This window comes from Achromobacter sp. FW305-C-13 (assembly GCF_058783475.1).
Genome location: NZ_JBYSYN010000005.1, coordinates 85,443 through 107,896, shown reverse-complemented (window position 1 = coordinate 107,896; position 22,454 = coordinate 85,443). Strand labels below are relative to the sequence as shown.

General features: G+C 68.9%; 12 protein-coding genes. 11 read left to right on the top strand and 1 reads right to left on the bottom strand.

What is annotated here, in order from left to right:
- The 3 genes from AC3WMU_RS28145 (at nucleotide 1) to AC3WMU_RS28135 (ending at nucleotide 1,833) form a co-directional block, all read left to right on the top strand.
- Entirely contained in the window at nucleotides 1-783 is a 783-nt protein-coding gene (locus tag AC3WMU_RS28145) for an aldolase (protein ID WP_006222028.1), read from the top strand.
- 85 nt (nucleotides 784-868) lie between these two features.
- Nucleotides 869-1,423 (top strand): helix-turn-helix domain-containing protein, encoded by a 555-nt coding sequence (locus AC3WMU_RS28140; RefSeq protein ID WP_006222027.1) that lies wholly within the window; start codon nucleotides 869-871, stop codon nucleotides 1,421-1,423.
- Between the two features lie 44 nt (nucleotides 1,424-1,467).
- A complete protein-coding gene (locus AC3WMU_RS28135; RefSeq protein WP_006222026.1) occupies nucleotides 1,468-1,833 on the top strand; it encodes a cupin domain-containing protein in 366 nt (121 codons plus the stop codon).
- Between the two features lie 10 nt (nucleotides 1,834-1,843).
- On the opposite strand, the gene AC3WMU_RS28130 is transcribed toward AC3WMU_RS28135, so the two are convergent.
- Nucleotides 1,844-2,212, bottom strand: coding sequence for a hypothetical protein (locus AC3WMU_RS28130; protein WP_006222025.1), 369 nt, complete (start codon nucleotides 2,210-2,212; stop codon nucleotides 1,844-1,846).
- Nucleotides 2,213-2,440: 228 nt separating this feature from the next.
- On the opposite strand from AC3WMU_RS28130, the gene AC3WMU_RS28125 reads away from it, so the two are divergent.
- From AC3WMU_RS28125 to AC3WMU_RS28090, 8 genes are all read left to right on the top strand, one after another.
- Nucleotides 2,441-3,118, top strand: a complete 678-nt coding sequence (locus AC3WMU_RS28125; RefSeq protein WP_006222024.1) for an STN domain-containing protein — start codon at nucleotides 2,441-2,443, stop codon at nucleotides 3,116-3,118.
- Complete coding sequence (locus tag AC3WMU_RS28120) at nucleotides 3,108-3,677, top strand: RNA polymerase sigma factor (protein WP_492283300.1); 570 nt, start codon at nucleotides 3,108-3,110, stop codon at nucleotides 3,675-3,677. Before AC3WMU_RS28125 ends, AC3WMU_RS28120 begins: the two co-directional genes overlap by 11 nt.
- Complete coding sequence (locus tag AC3WMU_RS28115) at nucleotides 3,668-4,672, top strand: FecR family protein (RefSeq protein WP_492283299.1); 1,005 nt, start codon at nucleotides 3,668-3,670, stop codon at nucleotides 4,670-4,672. The genes AC3WMU_RS28120 and AC3WMU_RS28115 overlap by 10 nt, the downstream gene beginning before the upstream one ends.
- A gap of 111 nt (nucleotides 4,673-4,783) precedes the next feature.
- Complete coding sequence (locus AC3WMU_RS28110; RefSeq protein ID WP_492283298.1) at nucleotides 4,784-17,347, top strand: filamentous hemagglutinin family protein; 12,564 nt, start codon at nucleotides 4,784-4,786, stop codon at nucleotides 17,345-17,347.
- Nucleotides 17,348-17,677: 330 nt separating this feature from the next.
- Nucleotides 17,678-19,315 (top strand): ShlB/FhaC/HecB family hemolysin secretion/activation protein, encoded by a 1,638-nt coding sequence (locus tag AC3WMU_RS28105; protein WP_492283297.1) that lies wholly within the window; start codon nucleotides 17,678-17,680, stop codon nucleotides 19,313-19,315.
- Nucleotides 19,316-19,353: 38 nt separating this feature from the next.
- On the top strand, nucleotides 19,354-21,276 hold the full coding sequence (locus tag AC3WMU_RS28100; protein ID WP_427956449.1) for a DUF2341 domain-containing protein: 1,923 nt from the start codon (nucleotides 19,354-19,356) through the stop codon (nucleotides 21,274-21,276).
- 9 nt (nucleotides 21,277-21,285) lie between these two features.
- On the top strand, nucleotides 21,286-21,705 hold the full coding sequence (locus AC3WMU_RS28095; protein WP_006222018.1) for an ExbD/TolR family protein: 420 nt from the start codon (nucleotides 21,286-21,288) through the stop codon (nucleotides 21,703-21,705).
- Nucleotides 21,706-21,722: 17 nt separating this feature from the next.
- Nucleotides 21,723-22,436, top strand: a complete 714-nt coding sequence (locus AC3WMU_RS28090; protein WP_006222017.1) for a TonB C-terminal domain-containing protein — start codon at nucleotides 21,723-21,725, stop codon at nucleotides 22,434-22,436.
- Nucleotides 22,437-22,454 lie beyond the last annotated feature (18 nt).

Genomic DNA, 22,454 nt, shown 5'->3' with positions numbered 1-22,454 from the left:
ATGAGCGATACGATGCACTTGGGAAAAGACGAACTGATTGCGCGCGCGAAAGCCGAGATGCAACGTCAGTTCGATACGCCGCAATGGAGTCTGCGCGAGCGCTTGGCGCTGACTTGCCGCATCCTGTTCGACGGCGGGCACGATTCCGGGCTGGCTGGGCAGATCACTGCGCGGGCGGCGGAGCCGGGCCGGTACTACACGCAGCGGCTGGGTCTGGGCTTTGACGAGATCACGGCCAGCAACCTGCTGGTGGTGGACGAAGACCTGCGCGTGCAGGAGGGCGGCGGCATGCCCAACCCGGCCAACCGCTTCCATTCCTGGATCTACCGCGCGCGGCCGGACGTGAACTGCATCATCCACACGCACCCGCTGCATGTGGCGTCGCTGTCCATGCTGGAGGTGCCGCTGGAAATCTCGCACATGGACAATTGCCCCTTGTATGGCGACGTGGCGTTCCTGAAGGATTGGCCGGGCGTGCCGGTGGGCAACGAGGAAGGCGAGATCATTTCTGCGGCGCTGGGGGACAAGCGCGCCATCCTGTTGTCGCACCACGGCATGCTGATCGCTGCGGGTTCGGTGGAAGAAGCCTGCGTGTTGGCGCTGCAGTTCGAGCGCGCCGCGCGCATGCAACTGCTGGCGATGTCGGCCGGCAAGATCCAGCCGATTCCGCCGGCGCTGGGCCACGAGGCGCACGACTGGATCCTTACGCCCAAACGTTCCCAGGTGGGCTTTTCGTACTACGCCCGGCGTGCGTTGCGCACGCATGCCGACGTGCTGGCCTGAGGCAACCCAAGCCGGCGGGCAGGGCGGCTCGACGGCGGGGCCGGTTTCGGGCATGCTTACCGGTCGGATTTTCGACCCACTGCCCATGATCGACCTGCCCCACCGTCTACGTACCCTGCGCCGTCAGCAAACCCTGTCCCTCGAACAGCTGGCGCAACGCACGGGGCTGACCAAAAGCTATCTGTCCAAGCTGGAACGCGGCTTGAGCGAGCCGTCGATTTCGACCGTGCTGCGGCTGGCCGAGGCCTACGGCGTGGGCGTTTCACAGCTGGTGGGGACGGATGACGCCGCGCAGGACGAAGTGGTCAGCGTGGTTCGCGTGGCGGACCGTGAGGCCCTGCAACGTGGCGGGCTGGGCAGCGAATATCATTATGAATCGCTGGCCGGGCGCCGCAAGGTCAAGGCGATGGAACCCTTCGTGGTGCATCCGCCGCGCGACTTTCCGGACGCGACCGCGGTCTTTCCGCATCCGGGCGAAGAATTCCTGCTGGTGCTCAAGGGCGCCATCGAAGTCCATGTGGGCGAACGTCAGTTCCGCCTTGAGACCGGAGATTCGGTCTATTTCGATTCCGAACTGCCGCACCGCATGCGCACCGTCAGCCGGGCCATGGCCGAGGTGCTGGTGGTGGCCGCGCATTAAGCGCCGTCGTCTGGAAACCGCACAACAATATCCATAGGTGTCCCATGAAACATGACCAGTCGCGGCTTGTCCGCATCGATGCCGGCCCGCTGAAGGATCCGGTGCCCGGCAAACCCCGCCGTCCGATTTCGGGTGATGCGGCCTTTCTGACCGTGACCGCCTTTGAGGGCAACGCGGGCAAGGCCGAAGCCGGCGTATGGGAAAGCACCGCGGGCGTGTTCCAGTCGAACACCACGGGCTACATCGAATTCGGCTACATCGTCGAAGGTTCGGCGCGCCTGGTCGACCCGGACGGCACGGTGCACGAATTGACCGTGGGCGAGGCCTTTGTCATGCCGGAAGGCTATACCGGCCGCTGGGAAGTGGACCAGTTCGTCAAGAAGATCTACTTCATCACGCGCCTGGGCTGAGGCCCGACCGCTACGGCTGCGGCCGCTGCGGATAGGCCGACGTGCCGAACGTGTTGCCCATGCGGTTGCCGATCGTGGCTGGCGTGGGCAGGCCCATCTGGTTGGGCGGGCGTTGCGTGACGGCTTCGGACTCCAGTCCGGTTGCCGGCCGGTGCGGCGTGTCAGGCGCCATCTTCTGGTTCAGGCAATCGTAGGACAGCGCCCGATATCCGTTGACCTCCGTATCGATGCACGCGCCGCCGGATGTGGCGGGTTTCTGTGCGCCTGGCGCGGGGGCGGCGGGCGCTTGGGGCTCGGCCGCCCACAAGGAGGCTCCAGCCAGCGCGGCCGTCAGGCATAGCAGAACAATGCGGCCAGCGGCCAGGGGCACCGTGCGCATGCGCGCTCCTTGAGCAATGCCGGCCGGAGGCGGCCGATGTGATCCATCAAGTATAGGGACGGGCGCGGCCGCGCAGGTGACCATTGCGTGTCGGCGGCAAGGGCGGTGCGGCAACGGTGTCACGAATGCGTCATTCGGCGCCTCTAGCATGGCGGCTTTTGTAAGGGCGGGCGCCCAGGCGCCTGGTGTTGCGGCCATGTCAGGCACTTCCCCATTGCGGTCACGTTCATGAGCGGCGCCTTCAGGGGCTGCGGCACGGCGCTGCGCGCCTGTCTGGCCTTCGGCCTGTTCACGCTGGCGGCCGCGGGCCGCGCGGAGCCGCCGCCCAAGCCCATCGCGTTTGCCATCTCGGCGCAGCCCTTGGCGCAGGCGCTGGTCGAATACAGCCTGGCCAGCGGGCTGACCGTGTTGGTGGACAGCACGTTGACGGCCGGCCGGCAGGCTCCTGCGGTGATCGGCAACTACACACCCGGCGATGCCCTGCGCAAGCTGCTGGCGGGGTCGCCGTTGGCGATCCGCTATGCCAGCGCGCAGTCGTTCACGCTGGTTTCCACGGAACAAGAGGCGGCCACCCCGCCGCGGTCTGGCAAGCGCTTGCGCGATACGCCTTACGCGGCTGTGGTCCAGGGAGCCATCAAGCGCGCTTTGTGCAAGGCGGCCGGGACGCAGCCGGGCAGCTATCGGGCCCTGGTGCAGTTGTGGTTCGACAAGGCTTGGCGGGTCAGCCGCGTGGGTTGGGTGGCGACGACCGGGTCGCCGGCGCTGGACGGCAGGTTGGAGGCGGCCTTGCGCGGCGTGGTGATCGGCCCGTTGCCTGCCGGCATGCCGCAGCCGCTGACCGTCTTGCTGGAGCCGCGCGGGGCAGCCGAGTGCGCGGCGGTTTCGGGAGCCGGCCGTGCGGGATAGCAAACCGGAAACTTCGCTGCGGTCCTTGTTCCTGGAACGCTACAACGATTTCCGCAATCAGCTCAAGCGGCGCCTGGGTTCGGAAGACCTGGCGCATGACGCCATGCAGGAAGCCTTTCTGAAGGTCAATGACCTGCCCGCCAGTTCGTCGATCCAGCAGCCTGCGGCGTATCTGTTCCGCGTGGCGCTGAATATCGCCGAAGACCAGCGCCGCAGGGACTCCCGGCTGCTGACGGGGGTAGAGATCAGCGAACTGATTCACATCACGGACGAGGTCGCGGACCCCGCGCGCATTGCGCAGGGCCGCAGCCAGGTGGATGCCTTCGAGCGCGCGCTGCGCAAGCTGCCTGAACGCACACAGCAGATGTTGCTGGCCGCGCGCGTGCACGAATTGCCCCACGCGGAAATCGCGCGGCGCTACGGCGTGTCGGAACGCATCGTCTCCAAAGAACTCAAGCGCGCGCTGGAACACTGCGCGCGGGAACTGCTTGTGGCGGGCAAAGGGACGGCGGACACGTCCCGCCTTGCCGCGGGCGGGGATGAAGAACCATGGCACTGACGATGAGCATGCCCGGAAGCAACCATAACCAAGACGTGGCGGCGCGCGAGGCGCGGGCCTGGCTGCTGACGCTGACGTCCGGGCGGGCAACCGAGGCCGACGCCCAGGCGTTCCGGGAGTGGCTGCGCGCCGACCCGCGGCGTCAGGCGGCCTTTGCCGCGCAAAAGCAGCTGTGGCAGGACCTGGGGCCCGCAGTGCAGGCGGTGGTGGCCGAAGGGGCGCATGACCGGACGCGCAACCGGACACCCAACCGGGCGCGCAACGGAGCGGGCAAGCCGCTGATGACCGGCAGGCGCGCGTTCCTGGGTGGCGCGCTGGCCGCGTCGGCGGCCTATCTGGCTTTCAAGCCGCCGCTGGGCCTGTGGCCCGGCCTGGATACGCTGGGTGCGGATTACCGGACGGCGGCAGGCGAACAGCGGCTCGTGGCGCTGGGCGATGCGCTGGACGTGCAGATGAACACGCTGACCCGCATCAATGTCGCAAGCGGGGGTGACGGCGCAGTGATTGAGCTGGCCGACGGGGAGGCCGAAATCCGCAGCGGGGCGCAGGCCGCCGTCGTGGTGGCGGGCAAAGGCCGGATCACCGCGAAGGACGCGGTGTTCAACGTCCGGTACATCGGGGGTGAGGCGCGCCTGTGCTGCCTGTCGGGTGTGGTGCGCCTGGCGCACGAGCAAGGCGTGTTTGACGTGGTGGCCAACCGTGAACTGCGTTACGACGACACCCGGGTGATGCCGCCCGTGCAGGTCGATCCGGCTGTCGTGACCGCCTGGCGGCAGGGCTGGCTGGTGTTCAACCAGCAGCCGCTGGCGCAGGTGGTGGACGAGCTGAACCGCTACCGGCGCGGGCGCCTGGTGCTGATGAACGAACAACTGGGCAGGCGGCAGGTGCAGGCGCGCTTTTCGCTGGCGCAGGTGGCGGACGCCGAACGCCTGATCCGCGACGCGTATGGCGCCCACGTGACCCGTCTGCCAGCGGGCGTCGTGCTGCTGTCATAGGCCTGCGCCGCCCTGGTGCCTTGATGAATTATTTGTGACAGGGTTCTGGTCGGCATTTTTCCATCCGTCTGTCTTGTTCTAGGTGACGAACACGCGCGATTGGAACAAGGGATGGCGATCATGCAGGCACGGATGTCGGAAATGAGCGGTAAGGGAAAGAGGGCGCGTACGCCGGGGCGTGGGCGTCCGAACTGGCGTCCGACGCCGCTGTCGCAGGCGGTCACTGCGCTGTTGATCGCGGGTAGCGCCAGCAGCGCGGCGCAGGCGCAAACGCGTGCATTCAGCCCCGGCTGGTTTTCCGACAAGAACGCCGTGCAGTCCACCGCGCAACGCACGGGCCGCATGCCGGATGGCAGCGTCGCGGGCATCGGCGCGAGCGCGCGCCAGCAGCAACAGTCGCGGCAGCAACTGCAGCGTTCGCTGGACAATTTGAACCGCACCGCCGCTGCGGTGGCCGCGCAGCAGGCCGCTCAGGCCGCGGCGCGTGCCGCTGCGGCGGCTACTGGCGGCGATGTGCCGGACGGCCTGACCGAAGGCGGGTTATGGGCGGCCGAGGGCGGCCTGGCGAAATGGGAAGGCGCGAAAGCCGCCAAGTCCAGCATGGAGAACGGCCGGCAGGTCGTCACCATCGAGCAGACGCAATCGCGGGCCATCCTGAACTGGGACACCTTCAACGTTGGCCGCAACACCACGGTGCAATTCAAGCAAGGCGTGGACGATGCGGTGCTGAACCGGGTGGTCGGCGCATCGGCCAAACCCAGCCAGATCCAGGGGGCCATCAAGGCAGACGGCACCGTGATGGTGGTGAACCAGAACGGCGTGATCTTCACTGGCACCAGCCAGGTGAACGCGCGCAACCTGGTGGCAGCGGCTGCCACGATCACGGATGCACAGTTCCGCGACAAGGGGCTTTACGTCGACAACGGCGCGCAACCGACTTTCCAGGACGCGCTGGGCCGTGTCGAGGTGCAGCCGGGCGCAGTGATACGCACCGCGACGCCGACAACTTCGACCGCGGGCGGCGGCTACGTGCTGCTGGTGGGCAAAGAAGCCGCGAACGCCGGCACGATCGACACGCCGGGCGGTCAGGCGCTGTTGGCGGCTGGCGACAGCTTCGTGATCAAGCGCGGTCAGGGCACATCGGGCAACCTCGTCTCCACGACGAAGGGCAATGAGGTGACGCCCGCGGGTACGCCGGGGCGCGTCGTGAACACCGGTTTGATCCAGGCTGCCACGGGCGACGTGACGTTGACGGGTGGCGACGTGGTGCAGGGCGGCGTGGTGCTGTCGAGCACGTCGGTCGATACGCGCGGCACGGTGCACCTGACCGCGACGGGCGCGGACGGCCGGATCACGGTGGCCGAGAACAGCGCCACGGCGATTCTGCTGGACCGCAGCGGCACCCTGGCGCTGGACAGCCAGCGCGACGGCCTGCGCGTGCCGCCGGCGGTGCAAGGCGATTCGCCGTTGTTGGCGGCGGGGGCCGACCGGCGAGAACTGTCGCGGGTGGAGATCAGCAGCTCGGGCACGGTGGATTTCACGGCGGGCTCGATCACGCTGGCCACCGGCGGCCAGATCGCCGTCCAGGCCGCGCAGCGCAGTTTGCTGCGCGATGGCGCGGTGCTGGACGTGTCGGGCGCGGTGGGCGTGCCCGTCGCGATGGAAAACAACAATCTCAAGATCAACGTGCAGGGCAACGAGCAGCGCGATGCGCCCGTCAACCGGGAAAGCGGCAAGCTCAACAACAACGACGTCTGGGTCGATATCCGAGACCTGGTGCTGGTGCCGGCGGGTACGAACGGCTACGCCACGGACCGCTGGTACACGGCCGGCGGCCTGCTGGAGGTGAGCGGCTATCTGGGCACGCAGGGGCATGCCGTCTACGAGTGGATGGCGCAGGGCGGCAACGTTGAATTCACCGGCGGCGACGTGGTGACGCGGGCCGGCTCGCAGATCAACCTGTCGGGCGGCACGCTGGACGTGCAGGACGGCATGGTCCGCCAAAGCTGGCTGCGCGGGGTGGATGGCCGGCTGTACGAGGTGACGCGGGCGCCGGGCGACCTGGCCTATACGGGGCTGTACAAGGGATTTGAGGCCAACAGCGAACGCTGGGGGCAGACGCGCTATTTCTACAACCCGCTGATCGCGCCGCGCGAGCGGTTTGAGGCCGGCTATACCGTCGGGCGCGATGCCGGCCGCCTGGTGATCGGCACGCGTAGTGCCGTGCTGGAAGGCGAGCTGATCGGCACGACGTTCCAGGGCGACCGGCAGAATGCCGCGGCGCAGGCCGGCCTGGATGGCTACCAGCAATCGCAGCGTGCGGTAGCGCGCGGCGCGCAACTGGTGGTGGGCACCTATACGCCGTACTACAGCAAGGCGACGGGTGCGCTGCAGTACGCGCTGGGGCGCAGCGACGGCACGGTCGATCAGGTGGTGCTGTCCGACCGGGTGGCGGCAGTTGCCGCCGGCCTGGACCTGGCCACGGCGCTGCCCGAGGACCGCAGGGGCATCCTGCATCTGGATACGACGCGGCTAAATGGCTTTGGCCTGGGCGCCGTGAAGATCGCCGCAGACGACATTGCGGTGCAATCGGACCTGACGGTGGCCCCGGCGGGCGACATCACGCTGTTCGCGAATAACCTCGCGGTGGACGCCGCGCTGACGGCCCACGCCGGCAGCATCCGGCTGGGCAATGTGCTGTGGCAGGCCACGCCCAGCGGCATGGCCGACACGACGGCGGGCCTGGCGAACGCGGGCGGCGGGCTGGCCGACGACCGGCTGACGCTGGGCGCACGGGCGCGCCTGGACACGTCGGGCCTGTGGGCCAACCTGGCGCTGGCGCCAGGGCAGACCGGCGCCATGCCATATCTGAACGGCGGCAGCGTGTCGCTGCGCAGCAGCCTGGACATCGACCTGCAAGCCGGCAGCGTGATTGATGTGGGTTCGGGCGCCGCGCTGCGCGCCAAGGGCAACGTCACGGGCGGCAAGGGCGGTAACGTGACCGTGGAAGCGGTGGCGGGCGGTACCGCCACCGGCGGCCGGCTGGTGCTGGACGCGGAACTGCGGGGCTACGGCGTCGAGGGCGGCGGCACGCTGGCCGTGACCGCGGGCAAGGTCGTGCTGGGCGCCAAACCGTCTGACGCCGGCGACGACGTGCTGGCGCTGGCGGCGCCGTTGTTTCAGCAGGGGTTCTCGCGCTATGAGATCACCGGCAGCGGCGGCGCCTCCGTGGCTGAGGGCGCGCGCATCGACGTGTCGATGCCGGTGTACCGGCCGGTGAGTGATGCGATGGGGCTCGCGACAGGCGCGCCGGCCCGTGCGGCATTGGAAACCTGGCAGCCGCCCGTCTACCTGCACGACCCCGTGGCGGGTACGGTGACGCGCCGCCGCGGCGCCAGCCTGTCGCTGCAAAGCGGCCGCAGCCTGTCGCTGCCGGGGGCGGACGCCGATGCGGCGTTGCTTGTCGGCCGTGGCGCGCAGATCAATGTGGACCCGGGGCAGTCGATCCAACTGCGCGGCGCGGGCCAGATCACGGTGCTGGGCGCGCTGACGGCGGCTGGCGGCAAGATCGATATCCGCCAACTACGCATGGGCGACATCGATGTGGCAGAGTCCATCGAGACCGCCGCAGGCCAGGTGCACAACCGGTCGATCTGGATTGGTGAGCAGGCGGTGCTGAACGTGGCCGGCCGCGCGGAAACCGGCGTGGACGCGCAGGGCCGGCGCTATGGCGTGGCGGACGCGGGTGGCGTCATCGTGATCGGCGGTGAAATCAATCATGACCGCGCCACGGCAACCGCTTCTGACGCCTACGTCATCATCCGGCCGGGCGCGGTGCTGGACGCGTCCGGTTCGACTGCGACCGTGGACGTGAACGGGGTGGGCCCCTTGCAGCTGGACCGCAACGGCGGCCGCATCGCGCTCAGTTCCTACAACGGCCTGTTCCTGGACGGCGCCTTCATCGCGCGCGCCGGCGGCGCAAACGCCGCGGGTGGTGCTCTGGATATCGCGCTGGAAACGCCGCTGTACCGCGGCGCGGGTGACAACCCGTCCAGCATGGAGGTGCAAGTGCCGCGGGAACTGGTGCTGGCGGCAGGCAGCGGCAACGCCCTGGCCTCGGACGTGTTGCCGGGCGAGGCGGCCGACGCGCTGCGCTACGGGCAGGCCCGGTTGGACGTCGCGCGCCTGTTGGCGGGCGGGGGCTTTGATCAGTTGGGGCTGCTGTCCAATGGCTTGATGTCGTTTGACGGCGCGGTGGATATCACGCTGCGCCAAAGCCTGCGGCTGTATGCCGGGGCGTTTTCCCTGGCGCCGGATGCCGACCCGGCAACACGCGTGAACCTGACGGCTTCACAGGTTCGCCTGTCCGGGCCGGGCAAGTACTACGCCACCAACGGCATGATTCGGCCACGCGTGCTGTTTGGCGATGCGCCGTCGGTGGGAGACGGCGTCTTCACGGTGCGCGCCACCGACCTGCTGGAAGTGGGCAACAGCCTGTCGTTCGGCACCCAGGGCAGCATCAACCGCAGCGTGGGCGGCCCCCTGGCGGTGGCGCGGTCGGGCTTTGACCGGGTGACGCTGGAAAGCGGCGGCGACCTGCGCTTCTTGCTGAACAACGACAGCGAACCGCGCACCCGGCTGTGGACGCGAGGCGATCTGGACCTGACCGCCGCGCAGTTGTATCCGGTGACGGGCGCCGAGGCCGAGGTGCTGGCGGGCTATACCCGCAATCCGGTATCCGGCGTCAATGTGTTCGATCCGACCCGCACGCTGCGGGTGGGCCGGTCGGGCGACGCCACCGCGCCGTTGCCAGCCGTGCCGTATTCGGCATTTGGCTCGCTGCGCCTGGCGGCAACCAACGTGGAGCAGGGCGGTGTGGTGCGTGCGCCGCTCGGCGCCATTGTCCTGGGCGACGTGAGTTCGGTGTTGGGCACGCAGCGCCTGACCTTGTTGCCCGGCAGCGTGACCTCGGTCAGCGGCGCGGGGCTGTTGATGCCCTACGGTGGCACGACCGATGGCGTGTCGTACAAGTTCAAGGGCGCGGAAGTCTCCCTGGTGGGCGCCGGCGGCGCCACCGGCTCGGGAAGCGGCGCGTCGTTGCGTACGGGCATCACGCTGGGGTTCCGCGATGTGGACGCGCTGCCGGGATCGGTGCTGGACCTGTCCGGTGGCGGTGAACTGACCGGCGCGGGCTTCGTGTCCGGACGCGGCGGCTCGACCGACGCGCGTTATTCCCCGCTGGTGCGCAACAATCCCAAGGGCGGCTTCACCTTGCCCGGGCTGGCGGCCAATCCGGTCTATGCCATTGTGCCGGGCGTGCAGCCGGGCTATGCGCCGGTCGGCGGCGAAGCCGGCGCCTCGGCTCCGGGCCTGGGCCAGAGCATCACGATCGGCGCGGGCGTGCCGGGCTTGCCGGCAGGCACCTATACGCTGATGCCTTCCACCTATGCGTTGTTGCCTGGCGCGTTCCGCGTTGAAATCAATACCGGCGCGACGCCGGGCGCCGCTATGGCGCCGACGCAGATGCGCAATCTGTCGTGGGCGGCCAACGGCACGCTGTCCACTGCGGGTACGGGGGTGGCCGACAGCCTGGCGACCCCGGTGATCCTGACGCCGGCCAACGTGCTGCGCACCTATTCGCAATACAACGAGACCAGCTACGCCAGCTTTGTGCGCGCCGATGCGGCCACGCGGGGCGTGCCGCGCGCGATGCTGCCGGCCGACGGCCGCACCCTGCGCCTGGCAATCCATGCCGGTTCGCAGGACGGGCAGGCGCTGCGCTTTGACGGCCTGGCCGATTTCAAGCCCGCGGAGGGCGGCTTTGGCGGCGCGGTGGCGCTTAGCGGCGGCAGTTCGAATGTGGAGATCCTGGCGGCAGGCCAGGCGCCCACGGCGGGCTTTGCGGGCGCGTCAGTGCAGGCCGATGCGCTGGTGGCGATGGGCGCCAGCCGGTTGGTGATCGGCGCGTTGCCGGTGGTGATGTACGGCCAGGGTGGCCGCTTCTATACCTTCCAGGGCGACGCGAGTGATGTGGTGATGCGCGCCGGCGCGCAACTGGCGGCGCCCGAGGTACTGATTTCTGCGCGGACGATCGAGCTTGAAGCGGGTGCCGGCATCTCGACGCTGGGCCGCGGCGCGCCGTCGGTGGATTCCACCAACGGGTACGCGTTCGAACCCGGCAGCAGGGGGTTGCTGGCCGTGTCCAACGGCCGCCTGGATGTCCTGGCGCCCGATGCGCTGGGCACGGGCGCGATCCGCATCGGCACCTGCGCGGCGCTGCCGTGCCAGGGCGTGACGCGGCTGTATTCCGGGGGCACGATCGCCGCGGCCACCAACGGCACGTTCGACCTGGGCGAACAGGTGCTGTATGGCACCCGCAACCTGACGCTGGCGGTCGGGGCGATCAACGCGGGCACCGCCGACGCGCTGGCGCAGGCGGCCGCGCGTGGCGTGCTGCCCAACGGGCTGACGCTGAACCAGAACATCCTGGGCCGTCTGCTGCGTGGCGACACCAGCACCGGCGCCCCGGCGTTGGAGCGGCTGACGCTGACGGCGCGCGAGTCCATGAATTTCTACGGCACGGTCGCGCTGGATACGCGCGACCCGCTCACGGGCAAATACAGCCTGTCCACGCTGTCCCTGGGCACGCCGGCCATCTACGGCTACGGTGCGGCCGGTGACGAGGCCAGCATCCGCACCCAGAACCTGATCTGGAACGGCGCCACGCAGGCGCCTGGGGCGGTGGCGGCCGGCGGGGCCGGCACGGGCCACGGTGTGCTGCGCGTCGAGGCCGAACGCATCGAGTTCGGCTACGGCCAGGGCGCGCAGCCCAGCGGGTTGGACGATAACGGCCGCTTGACCCTGGGCTTTGCCAGCGTCAACCTGAACGCCAGCGAACGCATCACGGCCAATCACCGTGGCAGCCTGGCGGTATATGAATCGCAAGGCGCGTATGCCAGCGGCAGCGGCTACGCTTACAGCGGCGGGAATCTCGACCTGAACACGCCGCTGTTGACCGGTTGGGCGGGGTCCGTGAACAAGATCACGGCCGGGGGCGACGTCCGCGTCGCGGCGCTGCCGGGCGCGCAAGCGGCAACCTTGCAGGAACTGGGCGCGGAACTGAGCCTGGCGGGCGCCAATGTGCGCGTGGACGGCGCCATCGTGCTGCCCAGCGGCAAGCTGACGCTGCAAGGCCGCGACAGCGTGGTGCTGAGCGGCACGTCGCAACTGGACGTGGCCGGCCGCGCTATCGCCTTCAACGACGTGTCGCGCTATAGCTGGGGCGGCGACCTGATCCTGGAAAGCAGCCAGGGCGGCATCCGGCAAGAGGCTGGCTCGGTGATCGATCTGTCGGCCCAGGAGAACAACGCGGGCAGCCTGCGAGCCGTGGCGCTGGCGCCAGGCGCAGGCCAGGTGGAGCTGCTGGGCCGCATCCTGGGCGCCAGCTCGGGCCATTACGACGCCGGCGGCACCGCGGTGCCGTATCGCGCGGGCAGCATCGACATCCGCGCGCAGCGGCTGGGGGCGGCGGGCGCCTTGAACGCCGATTTCGACGCGCTGAATCAACGCCTGAACGACGGCGGCGTGCTCGGGGCGCGCAGCTTCCAGATCAAGCAGGGCAGCTTGACGGTCGGCGACACGCTGCGCGCCAACGACGTCAACCTGTCGATCGACGGCGGCAGCCTGACGGTGGCGGGCCGGGTGGACGCCAGCGGCGAGCGGGTAGGCCGCATCCGCCTGGCGGCGCGCGACGGCTTGACGTTGTCGGGGACGTCGGTGCTGGATGCGCACAGTACGGTGCTGCGCGTGGACAGCTACGGCAAGATCATCGACGCCCCGAACCGCGCGGTGGTGGAACTGAATTCAGGCCAAGGCGTGCTGACCCTGGCCAGCGGCGCGCGTATCGACCTGCGCCACGGTACCGCCGCGGCGGGGCAGCTCGACGGCGTGCAACGCGGCACGCTGGAATTGCTGGCGCCGCGCATCGATGCTTCCGGCAACTCGGAAATCAACGGCGGCGGGGCGCCGGGGTCCGCCGCCCGCTATGGCGACATCGCCATCGAGGCGCGCGGCCCGCTTGCGATCGACGGCGCCAAGTCGATCACGCTGACCGCCATGCAGCGCTATGACGATGCCGAGGTGGGCAATCCGGGTGACCGGACCAACGGCCGCGATTACCAGATCATCAATCAGGCCTACCTGCAAGCCAAGCACGACGACAGCACCGCCTTCATGGACGGAGCGGTGGTCAATGGCAACCTGATCAACGGCAAGCTGGCGGGCCTGAACAACGCCACTTATCGTGACGTTTTCCATCTGCGTCCGGGCGTGGAAATTGTCAGCAAGACCGCCGACGGCGATCTGGTGGTGCAGGGCGACCTGGACCTGTCGCGCTACCGCTACGCAGGCGTGAACCCGCGCACGCCGTTGACGGGGGTATACGGCTCGGGCGAGGCCGGCGCGCTGATCCTGCGCGCCAAGGGCAACCTGGATGTCTACGGCAGCATCAACGACGGCTTCGCGCCGCCGGCCGCCACGCCGGACGACGAGCACGGCTGGGTGCTGACGCCCGGCGTGCAGCCGTTTGGCGGCGACGTGGTGTTGCCGCGCGGCGGCGTCACGCTTGCGGACGGCACCGAGTTCCCCGGCGGCAAGACGCTGAACTATCCCTTGCCCCTGAAGGCCGTGAAACTGGCGGCGGGCACCCGTTTGCCGGTGGAGGCCGCGCTCGACCAGGAGCTGTCCCTGGCCAGCGGCACGGTGCTGTCCGGCGACGTGCGTGATGCGTCCGGCCAACTGCTGTACGGCGCTGGTACGGTGCTGAGCCAGGCGGTGGACCTGCCCGCCGGCACGCGCCTCGGGGCGGGCACGCTGCTGGCCGGCGGCACGTCGCTGCAGTCGTTCACTTGGCCCGCGAACGTGGCCCTGCCCAATCTGTACACGACGCAAGGCTATGAGCCGAACGTGCTGCTGATGGAAGGCACCATTACGCTCAAGCAAGGCGCGTTCATTCCGTCGCAGACCAAGCTGGTATTCCCGGCTGGCACCGACTATGTGGACCTGCGGCCCGGCACGTCCGCAGACCAGCGGCGCAATTGGGCCGTGGCCCAGATGCTGCCCGCGGGCAGCCAGTCGTGGTCGGTGCAATTGGTAGCCGGCGCCGACCTGGACGCGGCTGATCCGCGCCGGGTGCTGACCGGGCCGACCGCCGGCAAGTTGACGCTGGCGGACACCCATTACAACGCCAGTCTGGTTCAGGGCGGCGGGTGGGTCTGGGGGCCGGACGCCGAGCAGTCAGGCTTTGAGCCCGGTACGCCGGTGCCGGACGATATGGCCTGGTTGTGCGACGTGATCGAAGGATTCTGCGAGCGCGGGGACGCCAACGGGGTGTCGGTGACGCCGCATACCCAGAATTTCAGCGTGCTGCGCACCGGCACCGGCGATCTGGACCTGAACGCGGGGGGCGATATCAGCCTGATGTCGGCCTATGGCGTGTACACCGCCGGTACGCAGTCGGCGAACATTGCGTCCGCCTACCAATTGCCGCGCGGCCGCTTCGGCGCCACGGTGCTGGGCGACGACCATGCGGCGACCTATGAACCGTTTGTGACGGCAGGCAGCGGCTACCAGGCCTGGTATCCCGAAGCCGGCGGTAACCTCAGCCTGTACGCAGGCGGCGCATTGCGCGGCGACGCGTGGGGCCTGACCGCGCAAAGCACGTACGACGCCCGCAGGGTGGATGCCAGCGTGGGCGTTGGCAATTGGCTATGGCGCCAGGGGACGGGCAGCGCAAACGGGGGCGATACGCCAACCGCATGGTGGATCAACTTTGGCAGCTACACCCAGGCACCGTCGGATTTCAAGGACAACACGCCGTTGCTGGTGGGCTTTACCGGCTTTGGCGCGCTGGGCGGCGGCAATGTCAGCGTGCGCACCGACGGCGATGCCGGCAACATCGAGGCGCGCGGTTCGCGTAGCAACCCGCGCAGCCAGGGACTGGTCGTGGCGGTGGGCAGCACCGGCCGCATTGCGGCCGACGGCGGCATGACGTTGACCGGTGGCGGCGATATAGACCTGCGCATCGGCGGGGCGCTCAACCCCACGCAGAATGCCCGAGGCGCCGTGTCGTCGACCTCCGGGCCTACGCCGTACTACGGTGATCCCGCCATCGACATGCAAGGCGCGCTGATCAACCTGCGCGGCAGTGTGCAGTTCGCGGGCGGCGCGATCGGTGGACTGGATCTGCGCTATGGCAGCCAGCCAGCCCTGCGCGACGCCAAGGACAGCCGCGGCTACGATCCTTATGAATCCTCGCTGGCCAGCGCCACCGGCGGCTTGGCGCTGATTCCGGGCGATGCGGTGATTCGGGTGGACACACGTGGCGACCTGGTAGTGGGCGGCGCCAGCGATCCCGGCCGTGTCGCGTTGCAGAACAGCACGCCGTTCCGGTTGCGCGACGGCACGCAGATCGATGGCGGCGGCTACAGCTGGTTTTCGATGTGGACGGCCAACACCGCCATTGAACTGTCCAGCGCGGGCGGCAACCTGACGCCCAGCCGGCAGACGTCGCACAGCGCCCAGGGCCTGGCGCTGCAGACCGGCCGCAACACGTCCGCGTCGGATGCACGTTATCTGTACCCCTCGATCCTGCGCGCCACCGCGTATGACGGCAGCATCTACGCGGGCGTCTCGGCGGGTTACCTGAACGCCGAGGACGGCGGCCTGCCGTATTCGCTGACGCTGGCGCCCGGCGCGCGCGGCCAGCTCGAGCTGCTGGCGGGCAATTCTATCTACGCGGGCGGCTACGCCATCAACCGTTCGGGGGCCGATCCGGCCAGCGTGGCCAATGTGCTGGCGCCGGCGTTCGCGGGCTATACCTCGCAGGCCACCAGTGCCGTCACCTTGGGCAACCAGGGCGCCAACGGCATCACCGGCGCTCGCAACACGCACTTCCCGTTGTTCTACTTCGATGCGCCCACGGCCAGCGCGGCCGGGTCAGGCCAGGTCACGCGCCTGTATGCCCGCGACGGCGATATCGTGGGGTTGCGCAGCGGTGAAACGCTGGCGATCATCGCGGGCCCCAACCTGGGGCAGACCTGGTACGAGGCCGCGGGCCCGGTGTGGATGATGGCCGGACGCGACATCGTGGCCTCCGGCACCGATAACGGCGCGCAGTTGAACGTGCCGACGACCAACGGCTACTACTTTGCCGCGGGCGTGGCCTCGGCTACCTCGTCCGGCAATCTGTTCCTGCACGGCGATGCGCTGGATGTGTCGCGGGTGTCGGCGGGCCGTGACATTCTCTACAGTTCCTTCCAGGTGGCCGGCCCCGGCACGCTGGAAGTCACCGCCGGCCGCCATGTGCTGATGGGCGACCGGGCGTCGATCAACAGCCTGGGCGCAGTGCTGCCGGGCGACCATCGTCCCGGCGCATCGATCGCCGTGCAGGCGGGCGTGGGCGCCAAGGGACCGGACTACGCGGGCTTCCTGGCGCGGTATCTGGACCCGACCAACGCGGCGGACCCGAGCCGTCCGCTGGTGGACCAGGGCCTTGCTTTCAAGACGTACGAGGCGGAACTGCTGCTGTGGTTGACGCAGCGCTATGGCTTTGCCGGCAGCACGGACGACGCGCGCGCTTACTTTGCCGCCTTGCCGGCGGCGCAGCAGCGCATCTTCGCCCGCCAGGTGTATTTCGCCGAACTGCGGTCGGGCGGCCGGGAATACAACGACAAGGCCAGTCCGCGCAGCGGCAGCTACCTGCGGGGCCGCCAGGCGATCGCCGCGTTGTTCCCGGAGACGGCGCCGGGCGCGTATCAAGGCGACATCACGCTGTATGGCGCGTCGGGCATCCGCAGCGCCTTCGGCGGCGATATCCAGTTGATGACGCCGGGCGGGCAGCAGGTGTTCGGCGTGGAGGGCGTCGCGCCGCCGGCATCGGCGGGCATCATCACGCAGGGCGAGGGCAGCATCCAGCTGTATGCGCTGGGCAGCATCCTGCTGGGCCAAAGCCGCGTCATGACGACGTTTGGCGGCGGCATCACGGCGTGGTCGGCGCAGGGCGACATCAACGCGGGCCGCGGTTCCAAGACGACGGTGCTGTACACGCCGCCCAAGCGTGTCTACGACGCGTTCGGCAACGTGACCTTGTCGCCGAACGCGCCCAGCACGGGCGCGGGCATCGCGACGCTGGCGCCGCTGCCGGAGGTACCGGCGGGTGACGTGGACCTGTATGCGCCGCTGGGCACCATTGATGCGGGCGAAGCCGGCATCCGGGTGTCGGGCAACGTGAACATCGCGGCCTTGCAGGTGGTGAACGCGGCCAACATCCAGGCGCAGGGCGACAGCGCGGGCGTGCCGGTCGCGGCCTCCGTCAACACCGGTGCGCTGTCCTCGGCCAGCGCGGCGGCTACCTCGGCGGTCAATGCGGCGCAGGACTCCGCGCAGCGCGCACAAAGCCAGGCGCGCCAGAACCAGCCTTCGGTGATCAACGTGCAGATCCTGGGATACGGCGACGAACCCGTGGCCGGCGCCGCCCCGGCGCCACAAGGCAGCCCGTCGGCGTCTGCGCCCGCGTATGACGCTGCCAGCGCCGTGCAGGTGCTGGGCGCGGGGCCACTCAATGCCAGCGAGACCGGCGCCTTGCGTGAGGAGGAACGGCGCAAGCTGACGATGTGACGGTGTGCCGGCAAGTCGCCGGCGGTCATCGCAATGTCATGCAGCGGCCAGTATTCACTGGCCGCTTTTTTTTTGCGCTTTGCATGCCAGCGCCGTCATCTTGCCCGGCCAGAATTCCTGCCGGGCGGCCCCCGCCGCGGCCGCTCCGATTCTTTTTCATGAAGTTTTTCTTACAACGCGCGGTCTTGGGTGTCCCAGTACGTCTAGTAACAAGCAGAAGCTGTGGGCGCGGGATAGCAGGCAAAAACCGTAACGGGATTGTCGCGAAGCGCACGGCACGGCAGCGGCCGGTACCAACCGGTTTTCACACAAGGAACCGAGTGCATCGCTATGCATGATTTCGAAAGTAGGGGCAGCGCGTTGCGCGCCATATTGCGCCGCGCGCCGCAAGCCTTCGTTCTGACGGCCGCCATCAACGCGGCGTGGGCGCAAGCGGCGCCCGAAGCGGCCCCGGCCCCGGCCGCAGCCGCCGACGCGCGCCGCGTCAACATCAACGAGTACATCGTGCGTGGCAACACCGTGCTTGAAGCCCGCGACATCGAACGCGCCGTCTATCCCTACCTGGGGCCGGACCGCACGCTGGCCGACATCGAGTCCGCGCGCGAAGCCTTGCAGGCCATCTACCAGGAACGCGGCTACCAGTCGGTGTATGTGGACCTGCCCGAACAGCAAGTGGCCGACGGCATCGTGTTCCTGCAAGTGTCCGAGACCAAGGTCGGACGCGTGCGGGTGGTGGGCGCGCAGCACTATTCCCCGCTGGCAATCCGCGACGAAGTGCCGGCATTGCAGGAAGGCCAGGTGCCCAACTTCAACCGCGCGCAGGCCGAGCTGACCGGCCTGAACAAGGGTGCCAGCCGCCAGGTCGTGCCGCTGGTGAAGGAAGGCCGCATGCCGGGCACGATGGACGTGGACCTGAAAGTCGAAGATAAGAGCCCCTGGCACGCCAGCCTGGGCCTGAACAACGACTACAGCGCCGACACCACGCGCCTGCGCAGCACGGCGTCGCTGGGCTACGACAACCTGTGGCAACTGGGGCACTCCGTCAGCCTGACCTTCTTCACCGCGCCGCAGGAAACCGACAACGCCAAGGTCTGGTCGGGCTCGTATTCCATGCCGCTCTCCAGCCGTTGGGGCCTGCAGTTCTCGGGCTACAAGAGCGACAGCAACGTCGCCACCATCGGCGGCACCAACGTGCTGGGCAAGGGCTACTCCTTCGGCCTGTCCGCCATCTACACGATGGAACCGCAAGGCGACTGGAGCAATTCGCTGTCCATCGGCCTGGACTACAAGAAGTTCGACGAGTCCACGCGCTTCGGCGCCAACGAAGACCAGGTTCCGATCAAGTACCTGCCGTTCACGCTGGCCTACAACGGCTACCGCTATTCCGAGTCGTCGCAAAGCAGCCTGGGCCTGTCCGTGGTGGGCGCCAGCGGTTCCTTCTTCAATCAAGGCAGCGGCTGGAAGGAATTCGACGACAAGCGCTATCGGGCCAGCCCCAGCTTCGCCTTGCTGCGCGGTGACGGCACGCACACGCAGAACCTGTTCGGCGACTGGCAACTGGGCCTGCGCGGGTCGTTCCAATTGGCCTCGGGCGCCCTGGTGTCCAACGAACAGTTCTCGGCCGGCGGCGCGACCAGCGTGCGCGGCTACCTTGCTGCCGAGCGCACCGGTGACGACGGCCTGCTGGGCTCGGTCGAATGGCGCACGCCGTCGCTCGCCCGTTGGCTGGGCGCCAACGTCAACGAATGGCGCTTCTACGCCTTTGCCGACGCCGCCACCTTGCGCCTGCGCGACCCCATGCCTGAACAGGACGCGAGCTATTCGCTTGCCAGCGTCGGCCTGGGCACCCGCCTGCAAGTGCTGGATTGGCTGTCCGGCTCGCTGGACTGGGGCTATCCGCTCAAGGACGGCCCCAACACCCGCAAACACGATCCCCGCCTGAACTTCAGCGTACGCGCCAGCTTCTGAGCGCACGCGATTACCGCATTCTTCCCGGAGTCTTGACCATGCAACGCTTATTGATGCTCCTACTGACCGTGCTGGCCGGCGTATTGCCGTCCGCCGCCCAAGCCTGGTGGCAGCCCGACTGGCAGTACCGCAAGCAAATCACCGTCGACAGCACCGCACAGGGCATGCCGCTGGGCGGCTCGGCCGGCCGCACGCCGCTGCTGGTGCGCCTGCACACCGGCAACTTCACCTTTGACGGCATCAACGAGAAGGGCGCCGACATCCGCTTCGTGGCGGCCGACGACCAGACCGTGCTGAACCACCAGCTGGAATCCTTCGACCCCTTGCTGGGCATGGCGCTGGTGTGGGTGGACGTGCCTGAAGTGGCCGACGGCCAGCGCCAGGACATCTGGATGTACTACGGCAACCAGAAGGCGCCGGCCTCGGCCAATGGGCAACTGACGTTCGACCCCAACTACACGCTGGTCTACCACTTCGACGGCGCGGCCGGCGCGCCGCCGCGCGACACCACCGCCTACAGCAACCACGGGCAGACGCCGACGGGCGCCGCCGTGGATGGCGTCATCGGTCGTGCCGCGCAGTTCACGGGCGCCGCGCCGCTGATGCTGCCCGCCAGCCCGTCGCTGGCCATTCCCGCCGCGGGCGCCTTCACGTTCAGCGCCTGGGTCAGAGCTGACCAACCGGCTGGCGAACAACTGATCTACGCCCGCCGCGACGCCGGCAACGCCTTGCTGATCGGTATCAACCAGGGCGTGCCCTTCGTGGAAGTGAACGGCCAGCGCAGCCAGCCCGGCCAGCCGCTGACGCCCGCCGCCTGGCAGCACCTGGCCGTGACGGCCGACGGCAGCCAGGTCCACCTGTACGTGAACGGCCGCGCGACCGCGTCGCTGGCCGCCAGCCTGCCGCCGCTTGGCACGACCGCCGCCCTGGGTGGCGATGTGCCCACGCCGGCCGCGCCCGTGGCCCCTGCCGCCGCGCCGGCTGCGGACGGCTCGGTGCCGGAGCAAGCCGCACCCGTTGCCGCCCCGCATCCGGTCTACGCGCCGTTCGTGGGCGCCATCGACGAAGTGCGCCTGTCCAAGGTGGCGCGTCCCGCGGCGCTGATCTACGCCGACGCCAGCTCGCAGGGCGCGGAATCGCGCCTGGTCGCCTACGGCGCCGACGAAGAGCAGTCGGGCTTCGGCTTCGGCGGCCTGGGCTTCCTGCTCAAGGCGGTGCCGATCGACGCCTGGATCATCATCGGCGTGCTGGTGCTGATGATGGTGCAGTCCTGGATCATCATGATCAAGAAGAGCCGCAACGTGGCCCGCCTGGCGCGCGCCAATGAAGCCTTCCGGGAGTCCTTCGCCAACGTCGGCAAGCGCCTGGAAATGCTGGCTGACGACGCCGGCTTGGCCCAACGCCTGGAGCACGCCTCGTTGTGGCGTCTGTACCGCGTGGCCGTCAACGAGATCCGCACGCGCCGCGCGCAGGGCGCCGACACGACGTCGATCTCGGCCGCCACCATCGAGGCCATCCGCGCGTCGATGGACGCCGTGCGCACCAAGGAAAACCAGGCGCTGGGCGCCAAGCTGGGCTCGCTGTCCAACGCCATCGCCGGTGGCCCGTACATCGGTCTGCTGGGCACGGTGCTGGGCATCATGGTGGTGTTCCTGGGAACAGCCATGGCCGGCGACGTGAACATCAACGCCATCGCCCCGGGCATGGCCGCGGCCTTGCTGGCCACCGCGATGGGCCTGTTCGTCGCGATCCCCGCGCTGTTTGGCTACAACCGCCTGGTCTCGCGCAACAAGGAAGTCAGCGCCGACATGCGCGTGTTCGTCGATGAATTCGTGACGCGCCTGGCCGAAGTGCACGGCGAGACGCAGGCGCAGGAAGCCGCCCACCACCCCGCAATGCGTGCGCCGGCGGCCAGCCGCCCGGCCGCGCGCGATGCGCAACCCGCGCCCGCCGAGGCATAAGGAGCATCCATGGCTTCCGTATCCGCATCCCAGGACGATGACGACGACGCGCCCGTGGACGGCATCAACATCACGCCGCTGGTCGACGTGCTGATGGTCGTGCTGGTCATGTTCATTCTGACCGCCACCGCGCAGATCGCCGGCATCAAGGTCAACCTGCCCAAGGCCAGCTCCACCATGGCCTTGTCGCAGCCCAAGACCAAGGCGATTTCCGTCAACGATGCCGGCCAGGTTTTCCTGGACGCCTATCCGGTCACCTTGCCCGAGCTGGAAGACCGGCTGCGCACGGAGAAAGCGCTGAACCCCGACTTCCCGGTGATTGTGCGCGGCGACGCCGCCGTGCAGTACCAGAAGGTCGTGGAAGTGCTGGATCTGCTGCGCCGCCTGGAACTTGCCCAGGTCGGCCTGGTTACCGGCAAGCCGCAATAGGGGCCGGGACCAACGTCATGCCGCAACACGCATCCGATTCCTCGCGCGTCCCGCATCCGGCGCGCCGCTGGCTGAAGCTGGCGGCCGTGGCGGTGGCCGCGGCGGTGGCGGCCTACGCGCTATGGCGCTGGGCCAACGACATGTCCGGCGTCCGGCGCGATGCGCCCAAGGTCACGGCCATCATCCCGTTGCCTCCGCCCCCGCCGCCGCCGCCCGAACCCGAGAAGCCGCCGGAGCCCGAGCAGCCCAAGGAAGAACCCGTGGCCACGCCCGAACCCGAGCCGCAGCCCACCCCCGAACCGCCCAAGCCGCAGGACGAAGCGCCGCCGCGCCCGGCCGACGACCTGGCCAACCCGATGCAGATCGACGGCGATGCGCAGGCCGGCAGCGACGCGTTCAACATCGGCGCGGGGCAGGGCAAGGGCATGGCGGGCGGCGGCGGTGGCCGCGCCGGCAACGCCACTTATAGCCAGTACCTCGCCTACGCGCTGCAGAAGATCCTGCGTGAAGACGAGCGCACCCGCAATCTGACCTTCCGCCTGCAAGCCAACATCTGGCTCACGGCATCGGGCCAGATCACCCGGGTGGAACTGACCCGCGGCAGCGGCGACGCCGACGTCGACGCGCGCGTGGTCGCCGCCTTGCGTGCCGTGCCGGGCCTGGACGAGCGCCCGCCGGCCTCGGCCAACATGCCCATCCGCGCGTCGCTGACCGGCCGCCGGCCGTCTTGAAATCCCGAACAGACCTGA

Excerpts from the sequence above, each read along its gene's own strand:
- AC3WMU_RS28145 (WP_006222028.1), top strand. The coding sequence starts at position 1 with ATGAGCGATACGATGCACTTGGGAAAAGACGAACTGATTGCGCGCGCG.
- AC3WMU_RS28140 (WP_006222027.1), top strand. The coding sequence starts at position 869 with ATGATCGACCTGCCCCACCGTCTACGTACCCTGCGCCGTCAGCAAACC.
- AC3WMU_RS28135 (WP_006222026.1), top strand. The coding sequence starts at position 1,468 with ATGAAACATGACCAGTCGCGGCTTGTCCGCATCGATGCCGGCCCGCTG.
- AC3WMU_RS28130 (WP_006222025.1), bottom strand. The coding sequence starts at position 2,212 with ATGCGCACGGTGCCCCTGGCCGCTGGCCGCATTGTTCTGCTATGCCTG.
- AC3WMU_RS28125 (WP_006222024.1), top strand. The coding sequence starts at position 2,441 with ATGAGCGGCGCCTTCAGGGGCTGCGGCACGGCGCTGCGCGCCTGTCTG.
- AC3WMU_RS28115 (WP_492283299.1), top strand. The coding sequence starts at position 3,668 with ATGGCACTGACGATGAGCATGCCCGGAAGCAACCATAACCAAGACGTG.
- AC3WMU_RS28110 (WP_492283298.1), top strand. The coding sequence starts at position 4,784 with ATGGCGATCATGCAGGCACGGATGTCGGAAATGAGCGGTAAGGGAAAG.
- AC3WMU_RS28105 (WP_492283297.1), top strand. The coding sequence starts at position 17,678 with ATGCATGATTTCGAAAGTAGGGGCAGCGCGTTGCGCGCCATATTGCGC.
- AC3WMU_RS28100 (WP_427956449.1), top strand. The coding sequence starts at position 19,354 with ATGCAACGCTTATTGATGCTCCTACTGACCGTGCTGGCCGGCGTATTG.
- AC3WMU_RS28095 (WP_006222018.1), top strand. The coding sequence starts at position 21,286 with ATGGCTTCCGTATCCGCATCCCAGGACGATGACGACGACGCGCCCGTG.
- AC3WMU_RS28090 (WP_006222017.1), top strand. The coding sequence starts at position 21,723 with ATGCCGCAACACGCATCCGATTCCTCGCGCGTCCCGCATCCGGCGCGC.